This window comes from Nonomuraea sp. NPDC050790 (assembly GCF_044456745.1).
Classification (GTDB): domain Bacteria; phylum Actinomycetota; class Actinomycetes; order Streptosporangiales; family Streptosporangiaceae; genus Nonomuraea.
Window position 1 is genome coordinate 58,162 of record NZ_JBITGF010000019.1, and the last position, 16,011, is coordinate 74,172.

Below are 16,011 nucleotides of genomic sequence, written 5' to 3' on the forward strand. Positions count from 1 at the left end.
CGGCGTGATCAGTCCGTGTTCCTGAGCGCGATCTCGGCGTTGGACATGCCGCAGGCCAGGAGGTTCAGGACGTCGAGTTCGCGTTCGGTGAGGGCGGCGAGCGCCTCGGGCGCGGCCTCGGGGATGGGCGGAGGGGGCGTGGCGAAGGCGGCGACGAGGCGGCGGGTGACGGTGGGGGCCAGCATCGCCTCGCCGTCGGCGACCAGCAGGCCCGCCATTTTGAGGCCCGCGATTCCAACCGCGGCCCTGACCTGACGGCGCAGGTGGTCTCCAGGCCGGCCTTCTGGGCCTGTCCGGAGGGGCGCGAGGAACTCCGATAAAACTGTCAAGATATATTGACAGCACACTAGGTCGTCAATATATCTTGACAGGGTGATGAAGGACGCACAGCATGCCGACCTGACCAGTCCGGATCCCGCCGTGGGGCTCAAGGCCGTCGTGGCCCTGCGCAAGCTCGCCGACCACCTGGAGACCCTCCACGTGCGCAACGCCCGAGCCCGCGGATGGTCCTGGCAGGCGATCGCCGACGCGCTGGGCGTCACCAGGCAGGCCGTACATCAGAAGCTCGCCCAACGGACGCAGAGGTAGGAGCCCGATGTTCGAACGTTTCACGCTCGACGCGCGCGAGAGCGTCGTCGCAGCCGCCGGTCTGGCCGCGCGGGCCGGAGCGGCAAAGGCCGAGCCCGACCATCTCCTGCTGGCCCTGTCCCGCGCCGGTGGGGCCGGGGCCGACATCCTCACCCGCCATGGCGTCACCGCCGACGACCTCGACGCCGCGGCCAGGGGGCCGCGGCTGCGGGCGGGGCTCACCGACGACGAGGTCGCCGCCCTGAGCGAGGTCGGCATCGACGTCGAGCAGGTCTTCCGCCGCATCGAGCAGACCTTCGGACAGGGAGCGCTCGACCAGCCGGCCGAGGCGCCGGCCTCGCGCAGGCCGGGACGCGTCGGCGGGCCCTACAGCCCGCAGGCCAAGAAGGTGCTCGAGCTGAGTCTGCGCGAGGCCCGCGCGCTGGGGGCCAAGGAGATCGGCTCGACGCACCTGCTGCTCGCGGTGCTGCGCCAGGGGGTCTCCGCGCCGCTGGCCGCGGTGCTGGCCGGCCACGAGGTGACCTATGACGCCGTACGGCAGGCCGCGGGCGGGGCCGGATGAGCGCGCGGTTATGGCTGGGCTGCGGGATCGTCGCGGGCCCGCTGTTCGTCGCCGCGTTCGTGGTCCACGGCGCCGTCCTGGACGGCTACTCTCCTGTCCGGCATCCGGTCAGCTCGCTCGCGCTCAGCCCGGCGGGCTGGGTCCAGAGCGTCAACTTCATCGTCTGCGGACTGCTCGCCGCGGCCTTCGCCGTCGGCCTGCGGACGGCGGCGCGCGGGTCGAACTGGGGGCCGCTGCTCATCGGAGTGTGGGGGCTCAGCCTCGTCGCCGCGGGCGTCTTCGTCACCGACCCGGTGAGCGGTTATCCGGCCGGGACGCCGCTCGCGCAGGGCCCGTACACCACTGCGGGGTTCTTGCATGATCTGGCGGCCCTTGTCACCCTCGTCACGCTGCCGGTCGCCTGCCTCGTGCTGGCGCGCCGGTTCCCTCGGCGTGGGTGGACCGTCTACTCGGTCGTGACCGCGGTGGTGTTTCCCGCCTTCTGGATCATGGCCGGGCTGGGCTTCGGCCAGGACCCGAACCTGACCGATCTGGCCGGCCTGTTCCAGCGCACGGGGATCGTCGTCGCGTGGGCCTGGATCACCGTCCTCGCCCTGACGGAGAAACGCGCTGGGGAGCGGCCCACCGCATCGCCAGGGAGCATGAGTCAGGCACAGACCCCACCACCTCGCCACACCGGCGGAACACGGGAACAGGACGGCTGAAGCGGCCGAGTCAGGAGAAGAGAACCCGTTGAGCGAAATACCCGATCTTGGCCCAGTGCCCGAGCGCCTCACGGTCGACGCGGCGCAGGTCCGCCGGCTCGTCGCCGGGCAGTTTCCGCAGTGGGCGGACCTGCCGGTCGAGCCCGTGGCCAACGGCGGCTGGGACAACCGGACCTTCCACCTCGGCGGCGAAATGCTCGTGCGCCTGCCGAGCGCGTCCGAGTACGCCCTGGCGGTCGAGAAGGAACACCGGTGGCTGCCGCGGCTCGCCGCCAGGCTTCCCCTGCCCATTCCGGTGCCGCTGGCCAAGGGTGAGCCCGGCGCGGGCTATCCCTTCTCCTGGTCGATCTACCGGTGGCTCGCCGGCGAGCCCGCGAGCGTCGGCCGGATCGCCGATCCGGTCGGGTTCGCCGTCGACCTGGCCGGTTTCGTCACGGCCCTGCAGGGCGTCGACCCTGCTGGCGGTCCCCGGCCGGGAAAGCACAACTGGTTCCGGGGCGGCACGGTGCGTACCTATGAGGGGCAGTTCGAGGACGCGCTGGAGGCCCTGGACGGCCACATCGACGCGGGCCTGGCGCGCGAGATCTGGAAGACCGCGCTGGACGCGCGCTGGGACGGCGTGGACAGGTGGTTCCACGGCGATCTCGCCCAAGGGAACCTTCTGCTCCAGGACGGGCGATTGGCGGCCGTCATCGACTTCGGCACGTGCGGCGTCGGTGACCCGGCCTGCGATCTGGCCGTCGCATGGACGCTGCTGACCGGTGACGGCCGGCGGGTGTTCCGCGAACTGCTGCCGGTGGACGACGCCATGTGGGCGCGCGGACGCGGGTGGGCACTCTGGAAGACGATGGCCACCTGCGCCTTCTCCCTGGACGAGACCGACGAGCCGGCGCTTGACGCACGCCGCGCCCTGTCCGAGATCCTGGCCGGGTGAATCAGCACAGAGCCCACCTCGTACGCGGTCGCCCACGCCCATCTCAATGGCCTCGTGGGCTCTCGCGGCCGGGCCCGGCGCCGCGGTCGACCGGCGTGTACGGGCAGAAAGGCCGGCTATGCCTCCATGCCGGCGGTGTCTGGAGCTTCGGGCCCGGTCAGCCGTCCGCGACGGTGCGGAAACCGCAGTTGCCGCTGCTGGACCCGGGGGTGTTGGCCGAGCGGGCGGCGACTCGGTAGCGGTGGCAGTAGGAGTCGTGGCAGAGGAACGACCCGCCCCTGATGACCCTCCGGTCTCCGGTCTCCGGGCCACGAGGGTCCGACAGGGGCGAGCGGGAGTAGTAGCCCGCGTCGAACCAGTCGCTGCACCATTCCCATACGTTTCCGGACATGTCGTGGAGGTCGAACCCGTTGGCCGGATAGGACCGCACGGGTGCGGTCGCCAGCCAGCCGTCCTCACCGGTGTTGTCGCGGGGGAAGTCCCCCTGCCAGATGTTGCACATCCACCTTCCCCCGGGGGTCAGCTCCGAGCCCCAGGGAAAGCGCTCGGCCGCCAGCCCGCCCCGAGCGGCGTACTCCCACTCCGCCTCGGTGGGCAGCCGCCGTCCCGCCCAGGCACAGTACGCCGAGGCGTCGTGCCAGGAGACGTGGACGACGGGGTGGCCGGGCTCGGCCGGCGACAGCGGCCCGTACGGGTGACGCCAGTCCGCGCCGCGTACGACGACCCACCACGGCACCGCGGGGTCGAACCCGAGCACGTCGCCGCGCGAGGCCGCGAGGGCCAGGTGGAAGACGGCCGAGGAGCCCTCCCGTTCCGCGTCCGTGCGGTAGCCGGTGTCGCGGACGAACGCCTCGAACCCGGCCACGGTGACCGGGGTGGCGTCCATGCGGAACGGCGCCAGCCGTACTTCGTGGACCGGGGTCTCCCCGTCGGAGGGATAGCCCTCGTCGTGATGGTCGCCCATGTGAAAGGACCCGCCGGGCAGGGCGACGTCCGCGTGGGCGACGGGGGTCCGGCCGGGGGCGACCGGAGCGCGCGGTCCGTGTTGCGATTCGGTCGCGCGGGAGCAGCAGGGTGTTGACCTCGGCACCTGGGCATTATATGAAACTTTTCACATATGTGATTCAGCACGTATGAGGGAGAGATGTCGTGCGGTTTGAGTTCGTCCTGCTCGGTTTGCTGGCCTGCCGCCCCTGTAGCGGCTACGACCTGCGCAAATGGGTGGAGGTCGAGGGGCAGTTCATGCGCTCTCGCGTGCACCACAGCCAGATCTACCGGCTGCTGGCCCGCATGGTGGCCGACGGGTGGGTGGAGTTCGAGGTTGATCCGCGCGAGGGCAAGCCGGACGCGAAGGTCTACCGGCTCACCTCGGCCGGCCACGAGGCACTCCTGGAGTGGGTGCGCTCGCCGTACGAGCCGCCCAGCCGCTTCAAGGACGCCGACTTCATAGCGCGGTTCGGTTTCGCGGCGGCGCTGGATCGCGCGGCCGCGCTACGGATGATCGAGACGGAACTCGACTACCGGCGCGCCCAGATCGCCCGCAACCGTGACCGCGACAGGACCCTGCGGTTCGAGGACCCGCTGCCCGAACTGGACCAGAGCCTGGCCCAGGAGGTGTTCGACCGCATACACACCCAGGGCGCGGCGTCGGTGGACAGGTGGGTGGCCTGGCTGGAGGAGACCAAGACATGGCTGGAGGGCCGATGAGAGCGATCATGGTGATGTTCGACAGCTTGAACAGGCACATGTTGCCGCCGTACGGCGGTGACTGGACGCACGCGCCGAACTTCGCGCGGCTGGCCGAGCGTGCCACCACCTTCGACCACTGCTACGCAGGGTCGATGCCGTGCATGCCGGCCCGCCGCGAGCTCCACACGGGCCGCTACAACTTCCTGCATCGCAGCTGGGGCCCGCTGGAGCCGTTCGACGACTCGATGCCGGAACTGCTCAAGCTGAGCGGCGTCCACACCCACCTGGCCAGCGACCACTACCACTACTGGGAGGACGGCGGCGCCACGTACCACAACCGCTACACCACGTGGGAGTTCTTCCGCGGCCAGGAGGGCGACCCGTGGAAGGGCCACGTGGCAGACCCGGAGATCCCCGAATCGCTCAAGGGCCGGCGCAACGAGAACTTCCGGCAGGACTGGATCAACCGGCAGTACATGGACACCGTCGAGCGCCACTCCCAGACGCGCACGTTCGACGCCGGGCTGGAGTTCATCCGCACCAATGCCGCTCAGGACAAGTGGTTCCTGCAGATCGAGACGTTCGACCCGCATGAGCCGTTCTTCTCCCACCAGCGTTTCAAGGATCTCTATCCACACGACTACGACGGCCCGCACTTCGACTGGCCCGACTACAAGCGGGTGACCGAGACGCCCGAGCAGGTCCAGCACGCACGCTACGAGTACGCGGCGCTGCTGTCGATGTGCGACCACTCCCTCGGCAGGGTGCTCGACCTCATGGACGAGCTGGAGCTGTGGGAGGACACGATGCTCATCGTCAACACCGACCACGGCTTCCTGCTCGGAGAGAAGGGCTGGTGGGCCAAGTGGGTCCAGCCCTGGTACAACGAGCTGGTCCACCTGCCGCTGTTCGTGTGGGACCCACGCGTACGGGCGGCCGGTGAGCGAGACGACAGGCTCGTGCAGACGATCGACCTGGCGCCGACGCTGCTGGACTACTTCGGCGTGCGGCGGCCGGACGACATGCAGGGCCGCCCGCTGAGTGAAGGTCAGGTACGGCAGGCGGGCCTGTTCGGCGCCCACGGCGGCCACGTCAACGTCACCGACGGCCGCTACGTCTACATGCGCGCCCCCGCCCGTCCCGCGAACGCGCCGCTGGAGGAGCACACGCTCATGCCCACCCACATGCGTGGCCGGTTCTCTCCCGCCGAGCTGGCGAACATCGAGCTGGCCGAGCCGTTCTCCTTCACCAAGGGGATGCGCACGGTGCGCGTGGCGGGCCGTACCTTTCTCAACCCCTACAGCTTCGGCACCCTCCTTTTCGACCTGGAGACCGACCCCGAGCAGTTGTCGCCCATCGTCGACGACGAGGCCGAACGGCGCATGGCCGGCCTGCTCGTGGAACTCCTGCGTGCCGGCGACGCACCTCCGAGCCAGTATGAGCGCCTCGGCCTGCCGTACGACGGACCGGTCGGGGAGGAGCACCTGCTCGTCCGCGCCCAGCGGGACCAGGCCGAGCGGGCCGGACTTCCCCTTCCGCGGCTGGACGACCTGCCTGACAGCAGGCTCTCGGTGCGTGACCCGGTCAAGGCACTGCTGGCCGATCCGCAGGCGGCCGACGTGCTCGCCAGGCACCTGGAGGGGATCGCCGACACCGAGCTCCTCCAGCTCATCGGCGGCCTGCCGCTGCTCGACCTGGCCGCCACGGCCGCCGGCCTGATCCCGCCGGCCGTACTCCGCTCGATCGCCGAGGAGCTGGCCAAGCTCTGACGTGACAGGGCCGGTGGCGGGGCGGCATCCCCACCACCGGCTGAACGCCTTCCCCTCCTCATAGAAAGAGGTGGCGTATGTCCCACATTACCGAGGACGCGCCTACCAAAGTCCGTGGGCGTTGGCGGCAGCTTTCGCTGCTCGGCGGCGCCGTCATCGTCGACAACACCGAATCCAGCCTGGTCAGCGGACTCTTCCCGGTCATCAGGCAGTCGCTGGGACTCTCCCTGGGAGCCCTGGGAATCCTCACCGCCGCAAGCAAGATCGTCGGTGTCTTCACCGGCCCCTTCTGGGTCTGGGCCGCCCACCGCTGGTCCCGCCGGAGCCTGCTGGCCATCACCGCCGGCCTGTGGGGCGTCTGGGGCATCGCCGCCGGCTTCTCGCAGAACTTCACCCAGCTGCTGATCTTCTACACCATCCTGGCCGCCGGCTACGCCGGCGCGCACCCCATCGTCGCCGAGATCATCGGCGACCTGTTCGACGACTCCTCCCGCGGCAGGGCCGTCGGCATCCTGTACGGCGCCATCGCCCTGACCACCTCCATCCTCGGCCCGATCAAGGGGCAACTGGCCAACGTCGACGACGGCTGGCGCTGGGGCCTGTGGGGCATCGGGGTCTTCAACATCCTGCTCGGCGTGGCCATCTGGGTCTGGTTCCGTGACCCGGGCACCGGTGCGGCCGAACGGCAACTGGCCGGGCTCGACCGCGAAGCCCGCGAATCGGGAACAGAGCTGACCTGGAGTCGCGCGATCTCGCTGCTGCGCATTCCCAGCTTCCTGATCCTCCTGGGCTCGCGCCTGCTCTCGGGCCACCTCCTCCTGCTCGCCTTCGGCGTCGTCTTCATGGTGGACGTCTACGGCTTCGACACCGCGACCGCCTCCATCGTGCTCGCTCCTGCCGGCATCGGCTTCTTCATCGGCAACCTGCTCGGCGGCTTCCTGTCGGACCGGGCCGTACGGCGCAGCCCTCGCTACGGGCCGGTCGCGCTCCTCCAGGGTGCCCAGGTCGCCTTCGCCGTGACCGCCTTCGTCGCCACCCAGATCGACTGGGGCTCCATTGGGGTGTTCTCGATCTTCTTCACGTTGACGGGCATCGTCCAGGGCATGAACCCGGGCATCAACCGGCCCATGGTCATGGCCGTCACCCCACCCGAGCTGAGGGGCGCCGCCTTCACCATCTACGTCAACATCGTCGAAGCCATCGCCTGGGCCGTCTTCAGCCTCGGCGCGGGTTTCCTCGGCGAGGTGATCGGGCTGAAGACCGTCTTCCTCGTGGTGCTCGTGGTGCTCATGCTGATCAATGGCGCCTTCCTCACGCTGCTGTACCGGCCTTACGCCCGCGACGTGGAACGGGTCCAGCGAGACCTGGAAGCACGCCGCGCGGCAGCCGTGGAAGGAGGGTGAGCAGCGCTCCGGTGAGCTTGTCGCATCCGGGACGGCGGGGGGCGTGGCGCTGCTGCTCCCGTTGATGGCGGGGCCGGCCCGCGCGGGCCGGCCCCGGTTTCAGGAATTCAGGGAGGAGATGAGTTCGTCCAGATCGCCGCGGGTGACGGGAATCATGGGGAACTCGGCGAGCTGGCTGAGTCGTAGATTGCCCGTCGACCGGTGCCTCTCGCTGCCCTCCTGCGGGTAGGCGTCGCCCAGAGCGCCGCGCACCCGGTCGATCAGCTTCCCGATGAGGGGCGCGCCGACGGGATGGGCGAGCCACTCGGCCAGAGTCGAATCCGCGTCGAGAGCGGGCACCCACGGGTCGCCGCCTACGTGCACGGTGGCGGTGAGCTTGATGTCGCGGCTGGAGGCGCCGACGTCGAGACGGTAGTCGAGCTCCTCGACGAGCCAGGCGCCGGCCGCGGTGTCGAAGTAGGCCAGGTCGTCCCGCGCGATCCGGATGGTGACCTCCCGCCGCTCGCCGGGTTCGAGGTGGACCGCGGCGAAGCCCTTGAGCTCGCGCACGGGCCGGCCGACCCGTGAGCCGGGAGCGCCGAGGTAGACCTGGACGACCTCGTGCCCGGCCCGCTCGCCGGTGTTGGTCACCGTGACGGTCAGCTCGATCCCGTCGTCGCCGGCGCTCGCCCGCAGGTCGGCGTGGGAGAAGGTGGTGTAGGACAGGCCGTGTCCGAAGGGGAAGGAGACCGCCAGCTCGCGGGCGTCGTAGTAGCGGTAACCGACGAACATGCCCTCTCCGTAGGCCGCGTGGTGATGATCTCCCGGCCAGTGCAGGTGGGCGGGCGTGTCGGCCAGCCGTATGGGAATGGTCTCGGTCAGCCGGCCCGAAGGGTTGGCCGCGCCGAACAGCAGGTCGGCGGTGGCGGATCCGCCCGCCTGTCCGCCGAGCCAGCCTTCCAGTACGGCGGGCACGTCGTCGATCCAGCCGGACAGGCGCACGACCCCTCCGTTGGCCAGAACCACCACGACCCGAGGGTTGGCCGCGGTCACCTCGGCCAGCAGCTCGGTCTGCTCGGAAGGCAGGTCCAGATGGTCGCGGTCGAACCCCTCCGACTCGTAGCTGGGCGGCAGCCCGAGGAAGACGACGGCGACCTCCGCCTCGGCCGCGGCGCGTACCGCCTCCTCGCGAAGGGCCGCCGGGGCGGCATGCGGGTCATCGACCGGGAATCCGGGGGCGAAGGTCACCTCGGCGCCCGTGGCGACGATCGCCGACAGCGCGTCGTCCAGCCGTGTCGGATTCACCTTCGAACTGCCCGCCCCCTGGTAGCGGGGCGTGCGGGCGAACTCCCCGATGACGGCCAGGCGCTGGGAAGGTGCCAGCGGAAGCAGGTCACCGTCGTTCTTGAGCAGCACGGCGCCACGGGCCGCGATCTCGCGGGCCAGGGCGTGGTGCTCGTCGGCGTCGTAGCCGGCGCCAGGACGGGCGTGGGCGGCTGCCTTGCGGGCCAGCTCGGCCACCCGCGCCACGCTTCGATCCAGCACCTCCTCGTCGAGTTCGCCGGCGCGGACGGCGGCCGCGACCCGGGCCGGTCCCGCGCCCTGCGAGGTCGGCATCTCCAGGTCCAGGCCGGCCGCCAGAGCCTTGACCCTGTCCACGACCGCTCCCCAGTCGGAGACCACCAGCCCTTCGAAGCCCCATTCGCCACGCAGCACCTCGGTCAGCAGCCAGCGGTTCTGCGAGGCGTGCACGCCGTTGACCCGGTTGTACGAGCACATGACGGTCCAGGGCGCGGCCTGCTCCACCACCCGGCGGAACGCCGGAAGGTAGATCTCGCGCAGGGTGCGGGTGTCGATGTCGGCGCTGACCGTCATCCGCCGGGTCTCCTGGTTGTTGGCGGCGAAGTGCTTGACCGAGGCGCCCACCCCCTGCGCCTGCAGGCCGTTGACCCAGGAGACCCCGAGCATGCCGCTGAGCAGCGGATCCTCGGAGTAGTACTCGAAGTTCCTGCCGCAGAGCGGGCTGCGCTTGAGGTTGACGCCCGGCCCGAGCAAGACGTGGACGTCCTCGGCGAGCGCCTCCCGCCCCAGCGCGCGACCGGTCCGCTCGGCCAGTGCGACATCCCAGGTGGAGGCGAGCGTGACGGCTGGCGGGAAGCAGGTGGCCGCGGCACTGGCCTGGATTCCCAGGTGGTCGGCCTCCTGCTCGGTCTGCGGCCGGAGCCCGTGCGGCCCGTCGGCCATCCGCACCGCGGGGATCCCGGCCGCCGGCAGCGCCACGGTGTGCCACCAGCCCGCGCCGGAGGTCAGCGCCGCCTTCTCGTCGAGATTCACTTGATCACTACCTTCGTTCTGTACGGACGGCGCGTAGCCGCCCATGATCAGGAGATCGCCCCGGACAGGGCAGGATCGCCGCGAAGTTGCCCATGCCGCGGTCCCGACCGCGGCATCGCGCATAGTCCTCCTCGCCGGCGATTCGCGAGGCCCGCCGCGTATGGCGCCCCAGGCCCGAACAAAAACAGTACGGTGTTCGGTTTTTTCTGGCAAGAGTAGACTCGCTCGGGTGAATGAGCGGGGCGCCTACCCGAAGGGGGTGGCCAAACGGGAGGAGATCCTTCGCATCACGCTTGAGATCTTCGGGCGAGAGGGCGAACGGAACACCACCCTGCGGATGATCGCCAAGGAGGGCGGCATCAGCCTGACCGGTCTCATGCACTACTTCGATTCCAAGGACCACCTGTTGCTGGAGGTCCTGCGCGCCGGCGACGAGGCCGCCGACAAGCGCTTCAACAGCCCTGGAGCGGCCAGGGACCCGGGCGAGTTCCTCGCCGCCGCCATGGCCGAGAACGCCCGCAACCCACCCAAGGTCCGTCTCTACCTCGCCCTCGCCGCCGCGTCGACCGATCCCGGACATCCGGCCCACGCCTACTTCAAGGAGCGGTTCATCCGGATCCGGCAGGCGATCGCCGACCACGTCGAAGCCGAGCAGCGCGAGGGGCGGGCCGACCCCGCCCTCGATCCCTCCCTGCTGGCCACCGCGCTCCTGGCGGTTACTGACGGTGTGCAGCTTCAGTGGCTGAGCGATCCCGCCATCGACATGGCCGACACGGTTCGCCGTATGTGGCGGGCGATGCTGCGAGGATCCGCCGGCCCGCCCGCTTCGGTATGACGGGGGTCATGCTCCTGATCGCCGGCCAGGAGATCGGCGCGCGTGACACCAAGGGCTGTGGCTCACGCTGAGCCTCCGGTGGGGCCATGGCGATGCTGCTTGACCGTCGGCGCCTCCGGGAGGTCGGTTACGACCTCAACGCCAGGCCGGGTCGACGATCGTGGTCATGATGTGCTGCCGCTCGTCGTGGTCGCCGAATCCGGATTCGACGGCGTTGCGGACCAGCCGGTGGAGTTCGGGGGCGGTCAACTGGTGGGCCTGGGCCACGGCGGCCATCTCCGTGCTGACCTTCACGCCGGACATCAGCCGGTTGTCGGTGTTCACCGTGACGTTGAAGCCGAGGCGGAGCATCGGGCCGATGGGGTGACGTTCCAGGGAGTCCACGGCTCCGATCTGCACGTGACAGGTGGGCGCCATCTCCAGGCAGATCCGCCTGTCGCGGACATAGCTCGCCAAGCGGCCCAGCCGGGGGGAGGGGCCTGAGAGGTCCGTCATGTCGTGGGCCAGGCGGACGCCGTGCCCGATCCGCTCCGCGCCGTGTTCCAGCGCGTCGGAGATGAGCAGCAGGTCCGGTTCCTCGCTGGCGTGGACGGTCAGCCGTACCAGCTCTGCACGGATCAGGGCGAGGGCCGCCGCGTGCAGTGCGGCGGGCCAGCCCGTCTCGGCTCCGGCCAGGTCGAAGCCGACGATCCGAGGGTCACGGCGGCGCCATCGGGCGGTCAGCTCGGCGATCTCCAGCGAGCGGCGCTCGGTCCGCAGCGCGCAGACGATCGTGTTGACCACGATCGGGAAGCCGCCGGGGGTCCTGGCCTCGGACATCCCCTCGGCCAGGCCGTCCTGGACGGCCTGCATGATCTCGTCCAGGCTCAGGCCGCGCTCCTGGTGCTTCTCCGGCGCGTACCGCACCTCCGCGTAGACGACGCCGTCGGCGGCCAGATCGAGTACGGCTTCGCGCGCCACCCGGCGCAGCCCCTCAGCCGTCTGCATGACGGCCGTGGTGTGCCGGAAGGTGTCCAGGTACGCCGCCAGGTCACCCTGTTCGGCGCCGCGGACGAACCACCGGGCCAGCTCGTTCTCGTCGGCCGACGGAAGCGGGTGGCCGATGGCGTCGGCCAGTTCGATGATCGTCGCGGGCCGGAGCCCGCCGTCGAGGTGGTCGTGCAGGACCGCCGTCGGCAGGTCGGCGCGGAGCCCGCCCGTCCGGGGGTCGAGGAGAGTCGTGTTCATGAGCCCTTTCCGGTGATCCTGTCCACGAACCGCCTGACGAAGGTGGCCCGGTCGACGTCGAACGCGATGCGTACTCTAGGGCTGTTTCCCAGTCGCGGGCGTCGGAGTCCTGGCCGGATCGTGCCGCGCAGCCTCTGGCCCTACTGCCAGACCACTGAGAGAATCCACGCCGCTGCGGCATTCGGCCTGCTCGCCGACGACGTCGTCTTCCACATCGGCGGCGACTGCATCGTGACGGGCGAGCACCGCGGCAAGGACGCCATCGTCAGGCTCGGCACGCTCGTGCGCGAGGAGACCGGCGGCACCTTCCACACCAGGCTCCTCTCGGTCCAGGCCAACGACTCCTACGCCGTCACCCTCCACCACGGGACCGCCGAACGCCGCGGGGAGCGCATCGAGATGGACAACTTCATCGTGTACGGCTTCGCGCGCGGCCTGGTCAAAGACCGCTGGGGAGTACGTATCCGACCAGAGCGCCCACGACGCCTTCTGGAGGCGATGACACCCGCCTTTCACGACGACCCGAAGCCGTGTCAGAGCGATGTCAGTCCGGTGTAGGGCCGCGGCGCGACAGTTCTCGGCATGGATGCAGCTATGCGGCCCAGCGCCGACACCAAGGGCTTCGTCGCGAAGCTCCTCGCCGACCGTCACTCCGTCCCCCTCTCCGTCGCCCTCCACCTGGTGCCCGGCGCGCTCATCGTCGCCGTGTACGCCTTCGCCGCCGCCCCTCTCGTCCGGGCGATCAACTTCCCGATCTTCATGGCCTGGGCGATCGCCCTCGCGGTCGTGCTCTTCCCGCTCCAGCTCTGCCTGCTGTGGCTGGGCAAGAAGCGGACCGGCCGCTTCACGATGAAGGGCGTCGTCCGCTACCACGACAGGCCGCTCACCCGCGGCAGGGTCTTCTGGCTGGGCGCCGCCTGCCTCGTGTGGATGACCGTGGTCTCGCTCGCGCTGACCCCGCTGGACAACGTCGTCTACGACTGGTTCTTCACCTGGGTCGACTACCAGGGCGCCGGGCCCGACGGCACCGCGTACCTCCAGGGCTATTCACGGGAGCTCGTGCTCACGACGCTGCTGATCTGCGGGCCGTTCACCGGTTTTCTCCTGCCCCTGATCGAGGAGTACTACTTCCGCGGCTTCCTGCTGCCCCGCCTCCCGCAGCTCGGCAGGTGGGCCCCGATCTTCAACACCGCCCTGTTCTCCGTCTACCACTTCTGGGCTCCCTGGACGGTTCTGTCCAAGCTCGTCTTCCTCTACCCGGGGGTCTGGCTCGCCTGGAAGAAGCAGGACATCCGCATCTCGATCGCCATGCACCCCGGCTCGGCGCTCCTGATGACCGTGGTGGGCGCCGCTGCCCTCGCCTCCGGCGCGTACGCGCTGTAGGACTCTCGATCACGGTTCGGTCTCGATCGAGGGAAGCCGAGCTGGCGATATCGCGGAGGGTCACTTGTCACATGAAGGCGTAACAGACACCGTTTCGCCAGCTCAGCTTGATGGGAACACCAGTTCTAAAAGAGGGTTCGACTACTCATCGTCGATCTTGACCGAAGTCCGGATCGTCTGGCTTGATCAGGGCATTCCCTCCACTCCCAACCAGGAGCTGCCCGTGATCATCCGCCGTTTGACCGGCCTGGCCGCGGTGGCCGTCCTCATGGCCACCGCCCTGGCGACCCCGGCCTCGGCCGCCACGACCGACCTCGGAGCATCTCTCGGCTACGGCTCGCGCAGCGGCGACCTCGCCGCCGGGGGCGGCAAGGTCTTCGTCTCCGCGGAAGACCGGATCGTCGTCACGAACGCCCAAGGCGACCTGACCGGCGCCATCACGGGCCTGTCCGGCGTGTACGGCCTGGCCGCCAACCCGGCCGGAACCACCCTCTACGCAGCGCTGGCCGGATCGGACCAGGTGGCCGAGATCGACACCGCCACCCTGGCGATCAAGCGCCGCATCGACCTTCCCCAGCACCCCTGCCCGACCTCCCTGGCCCTCACCGGCGATCGCCTCTGGGTGGGCTACGGCTGCTTCGACGCGTTCGAGGGCGGCTTCCTCGCTCTCGACCTGACGGCGACCACGCCCGTCCCCGTCGCCGTCGGGCTTGGCCTCCACAGCGCCCCGAAGGTCGTGGCCGCCGGCGACACCCTTGTGGCCGGTGAGGTGACGGGCGTACCAGCAGATCTGATCGTCTACGACATCAGCGGCCCCGCTCCCACCTCGCGCGGCAAGATCGACGGCGTGACGCACGACCAGTCCGAGGTGCGCGACCTCGCGCTGACCTCCGACGGTACGCGGGTGATCTCGGCGTTCGACACCCCGTACCGCTTCGACGTCTGGGACACCACGACCCTGTCCCGGGTAGGCCACTACGGCCAGCGGCACGAGGCGTACCCCACGGGCCTGGCGATCAGCCCGGACGACGCCCGCGTCGCCGGCGGACGTGACTGGAACACCGACGTCACGGTCTACGACGCGACCACGGGCGCGACGCTCTTCGCGGCGGACAACCCGGCGGGAAGGTTCGTCACAGGCGGCCTGGCATTCGCGGACACCACCCTGTACGCCCTGCTGCGAGACACCGGGGACCACCTGCACCTGTGGCGGATCCCGCTACCTTAGGTGGGCGAGGAGTGCGCTGCTGTCCCCGCTTCCGTCCTCACCACGTCACCCGTAGGGAGTTCAGCCCGAACGCCACGCTGAAAACCCGGAAATCCACCTTCTCGTACGGCTCCGCCAGCGCAAGCCCGGGAAAGCGCCGGAACAGGAGAGAAAAGGCCATCCGCATCTCCAGCCGGGCCAGCGGCGCCCCGAGGCAGTGGTGCACGCCGTGGCCGAACGCCACGTGACGGGCGCCGGACCGGGTGACGTCGAGCCGGTCCGGGTGCTCGGTGAACGCGGGGTCCCGGTTGGCCGCGGGAAGCGAGCAGATGACCAGTGCCCCCGCGGGGATGACCGTTCCGGCGATCTCGACCTCGGTCGTGGTGGTGCGGGGCGGGGGCGACTGGGAGATCGACAGCCAGCGCAGCAGTTCCTCGACGGCGGGTTCGATCAGCGCCGGGTTCGCGCGGACCTTCGCGAGCTGGTCCGGATGCCGCAGCAGGGTGAGGACGCCCAGGCCGATCATGTTCGCGGTGGTCTCGTGCCCGGCCAGCAGCAACTGCCCGGCGACCCCGATCAGCTCGTCGGTGCCGATCTCGTCGCCGTGCTCGCGTACCAGCGTGCCCAGCAGGTCCTCACCCGGCTCACGCCGCGCGTGGGCGACCAGTTCCGCCAGGTAGGCGCGCTCCTCCCGGCGGGCCGCGGTCAACTCCTCCACCGGCAGCGAGACGTCCAGCAGCCGCGTGGACCGGTTCTGGAACGCGGTCCGGTCGGCGGCCGGGACGCCCAGCAGCTCGCAGATCACCAGGGACGGCACCGGCAGCGCGAAGTGCGCCACCAGATCGGCGGGTCTGCCCGCCCGCTCCAGATCGTCCAGGGCCGCGTGGACGATCTCGGTGATCCGCGGTTCGAGCGCGCGCATCCGGCGGCCCGTGAACTCCGGCGTGAGCATCCGGCGCAGCCGCGTGTGCTCCGGCGGGTCCAGCCCGATGAGCTGTCCGGCGCGCGTTCTGGCCAGCTCGTCGGGATCCAGCGCGGCGCCTCCGCGCAGCGGGGTCAGGGCGCTGCTGAACCGCGCCGGATCCGTGAGCACGCGGCGCACGTCCTCGTGGCGGCAGACCAGGTAACCGGGCAGGCCCCACGGCGTCTCCACCGGGACCACCCCCTCGTCGTCGCGGGCGCGGGCGAGTTCGGCTGCCGGGGCGAGCCCGTTCCGTCGTAGCTGCAGCGGCAGGGCGGTGATGGCGCGATTGTCGCTCATGTCAGGGCGACGAACGGCCGACCCCTCCAGGGACACCCGAAAGATCCGATGTATTTACCTGTATATCGACTACGGGTCAGACTCGCCATAATAGTAAGGTTTGTTAACTTAGTTCCCGAAATAGCAGCGTACGGGC

The 16,011-nt window shown here is 70.0% G+C and carries 16 protein-coding genes; 11 read left to right on the forward strand and 5 right to left on the reverse strand.

The window, feature by feature from the left end:
- Nucleotides 1-8 precede the first annotated feature (8 nt).
- Entirely contained in the window at nt 9-218 is a 210-nt protein-coding gene (locus ACIBEJ_RS50985; protein ID WP_397190293.1) for a LuxR C-terminal-related transcriptional regulator, read from the reverse strand.
- Nucleotides 219-375: 157 nt separating this feature from the next.
- Between ACIBEJ_RS50985 and ACIBEJ_RS50990 the strand changes: the two genes are divergently transcribed.
- Genes ACIBEJ_RS50990 through ACIBEJ_RS51005 form a run of 4 tightly spaced genes read left to right on the forward strand, consistent with a single transcriptional unit; the run spans nt 376 to nt 2,788 of the window.
- Entirely contained in the window at nt 376-588 is a 213-nt protein-coding gene (locus ACIBEJ_RS50990; RefSeq protein ID WP_397190352.1) for an RNA polymerase subunit sigma-70, read from the forward strand.
- A 7-nt stretch (nt 589-595) separates the two neighbouring features.
- A complete protein-coding gene (locus ACIBEJ_RS50995) occupies nt 596-1,150 on the forward strand; it encodes a Clp protease N-terminal domain-containing protein (RefSeq protein WP_397190294.1) in 555 nt (184 codons plus the stop codon).
- Entirely contained in the window at nt 1,147-1,854 is a 708-nt protein-coding gene (locus tag ACIBEJ_RS51000; RefSeq protein ID WP_397190295.1) for a DUF998 domain-containing protein, read from the forward strand. The genes ACIBEJ_RS50995 and ACIBEJ_RS51000 overlap by 4 nt, the downstream gene beginning before the upstream one ends.
- A gap of 55 nt (nt 1,855-1,909) precedes the next feature.
- The gene (locus ACIBEJ_RS51005; protein ID WP_397190296.1) at nt 1,910-2,788 is read left to right on the forward strand and encodes an aminoglycoside phosphotransferase family protein; all 879 of its coding nucleotides are present in this window, start codon (nt 1,910-1,912) and stop codon (nt 2,786-2,788) included.
- Nucleotides 2,789-2,945: 157 nt separating this feature from the next.
- On the opposite strand, the gene ACIBEJ_RS51010 is transcribed toward ACIBEJ_RS51005, so the two are convergent.
- Nucleotides 2,946-3,878, reverse strand: coding sequence for a formylglycine-generating enzyme family protein (locus tag ACIBEJ_RS51010; RefSeq protein ID WP_397190297.1), 933 nt, complete (start codon nt 3,876-3,878; stop codon nt 2,946-2,948).
- 59 nt (nt 3,879-3,937) lie between these two features.
- Between ACIBEJ_RS51010 and ACIBEJ_RS51015 the strand changes: the two genes are divergently transcribed.
- The 3 genes from ACIBEJ_RS51015 to ACIBEJ_RS51025 all read left to right on the forward strand — a co-directional run bounded on the left by ACIBEJ_RS51015 (nt 3,938) and on the right by ACIBEJ_RS51025 (nt 7,649).
- Complete coding sequence (locus ACIBEJ_RS51015; protein ID WP_397190298.1) at nt 3,938-4,495, forward strand: PadR family transcriptional regulator; 558 nt, start codon at nt 3,938-3,940, stop codon at nt 4,493-4,495.
- Complete coding sequence (locus ACIBEJ_RS51020; RefSeq protein ID WP_397190299.1) at nt 4,492-6,246, forward strand: sulfatase-like hydrolase/transferase; 1,755 nt, start codon at nt 4,492-4,494, stop codon at nt 6,244-6,246. Before ACIBEJ_RS51015 ends, ACIBEJ_RS51020 begins: the two co-directional genes overlap by 4 nt.
- A 77-nt stretch (nt 6,247-6,323) precedes the next feature.
- Nucleotides 6,324-7,649, forward strand: a complete 1,326-nt coding sequence (locus ACIBEJ_RS51025; protein ID WP_397190300.1) for an MFS transporter — start codon at nt 6,324-6,326, stop codon at nt 7,647-7,649.
- A gap of 99 nt (nt 7,650-7,748) precedes the next feature.
- Here ACIBEJ_RS51025 and ACIBEJ_RS51030 read toward each other — a convergent pair whose 3' ends face one another.
- Entirely contained in the window at nt 7,749-9,962 is a 2,214-nt protein-coding gene (locus ACIBEJ_RS51030; RefSeq protein ID WP_397190301.1) for a glycoside hydrolase family 3 C-terminal domain-containing protein, read from the reverse strand.
- A gap of 229 nt (nt 9,963-10,191) precedes the next feature.
- Between ACIBEJ_RS51030 and ACIBEJ_RS51035 the strand changes: the two genes are divergently transcribed.
- The gene (locus ACIBEJ_RS51035) at nt 10,192-10,797 is read left to right on the forward strand and encodes a TetR/AcrR family transcriptional regulator (RefSeq protein WP_397190302.1); all 606 of its coding nucleotides are present in this window, start codon (nt 10,192-10,194) and stop codon (nt 10,795-10,797) included.
- Nucleotides 10,798-10,932: 135 nt separating this feature from the next.
- On the opposite strand, the gene ACIBEJ_RS51040 is transcribed toward ACIBEJ_RS51035, so the two are convergent.
- Nucleotides 10,933-12,024, reverse strand: a complete 1,092-nt coding sequence (locus ACIBEJ_RS51040; RefSeq protein WP_397190303.1) for an adenosine deaminase — start codon at nt 12,022-12,024, stop codon at nt 10,933-10,935.
- A gap of 12 nt (nt 12,025-12,036) precedes the next feature.
- Between ACIBEJ_RS51040 and ACIBEJ_RS51045 the strand changes: the two genes are divergently transcribed.
- The 3 genes from ACIBEJ_RS51045 to ACIBEJ_RS51055 all read left to right on the forward strand — a co-directional run bounded on the left by ACIBEJ_RS51045 (nt 12,037) and on the right by ACIBEJ_RS51055 (nt 14,635).
- On the forward strand, nt 12,037-12,582 hold the full coding sequence (locus ACIBEJ_RS51045) for a nuclear transport factor 2 family protein (protein ID WP_397190304.1): 546 nt from the start codon (nt 12,037-12,039) through the stop codon (nt 12,580-12,582).
- 24 nt (nt 12,583-12,606) lie between these two features.
- Entirely contained in the window at nt 12,607-13,407 is an 801-nt protein-coding gene (locus ACIBEJ_RS51050) for a type II CAAX prenyl endopeptidase Rce1 family protein (RefSeq protein ID WP_397190305.1), read from the forward strand.
- A 223-nt stretch (nt 13,408-13,630) separates the two neighbouring features.
- Entirely contained in the window at nt 13,631-14,635 is a 1,005-nt protein-coding gene (locus ACIBEJ_RS51055) for a hypothetical protein (protein WP_397190306.1), read from the forward strand.
- Nucleotides 14,636-14,672: 37 nt separating this feature from the next.
- Here the strand turns inward: ACIBEJ_RS51055 and ACIBEJ_RS51060 are convergent, their stop codons facing one another.
- Nucleotides 14,673-15,875 (reverse strand): cytochrome P450, encoded by a 1,203-nt coding sequence (locus ACIBEJ_RS51060; protein ID WP_397190307.1) that lies wholly within the window; start codon nt 15,873-15,875, stop codon nt 14,673-14,675.
- Nucleotides 15,876-16,011: the final 136 nt, after the last annotated feature.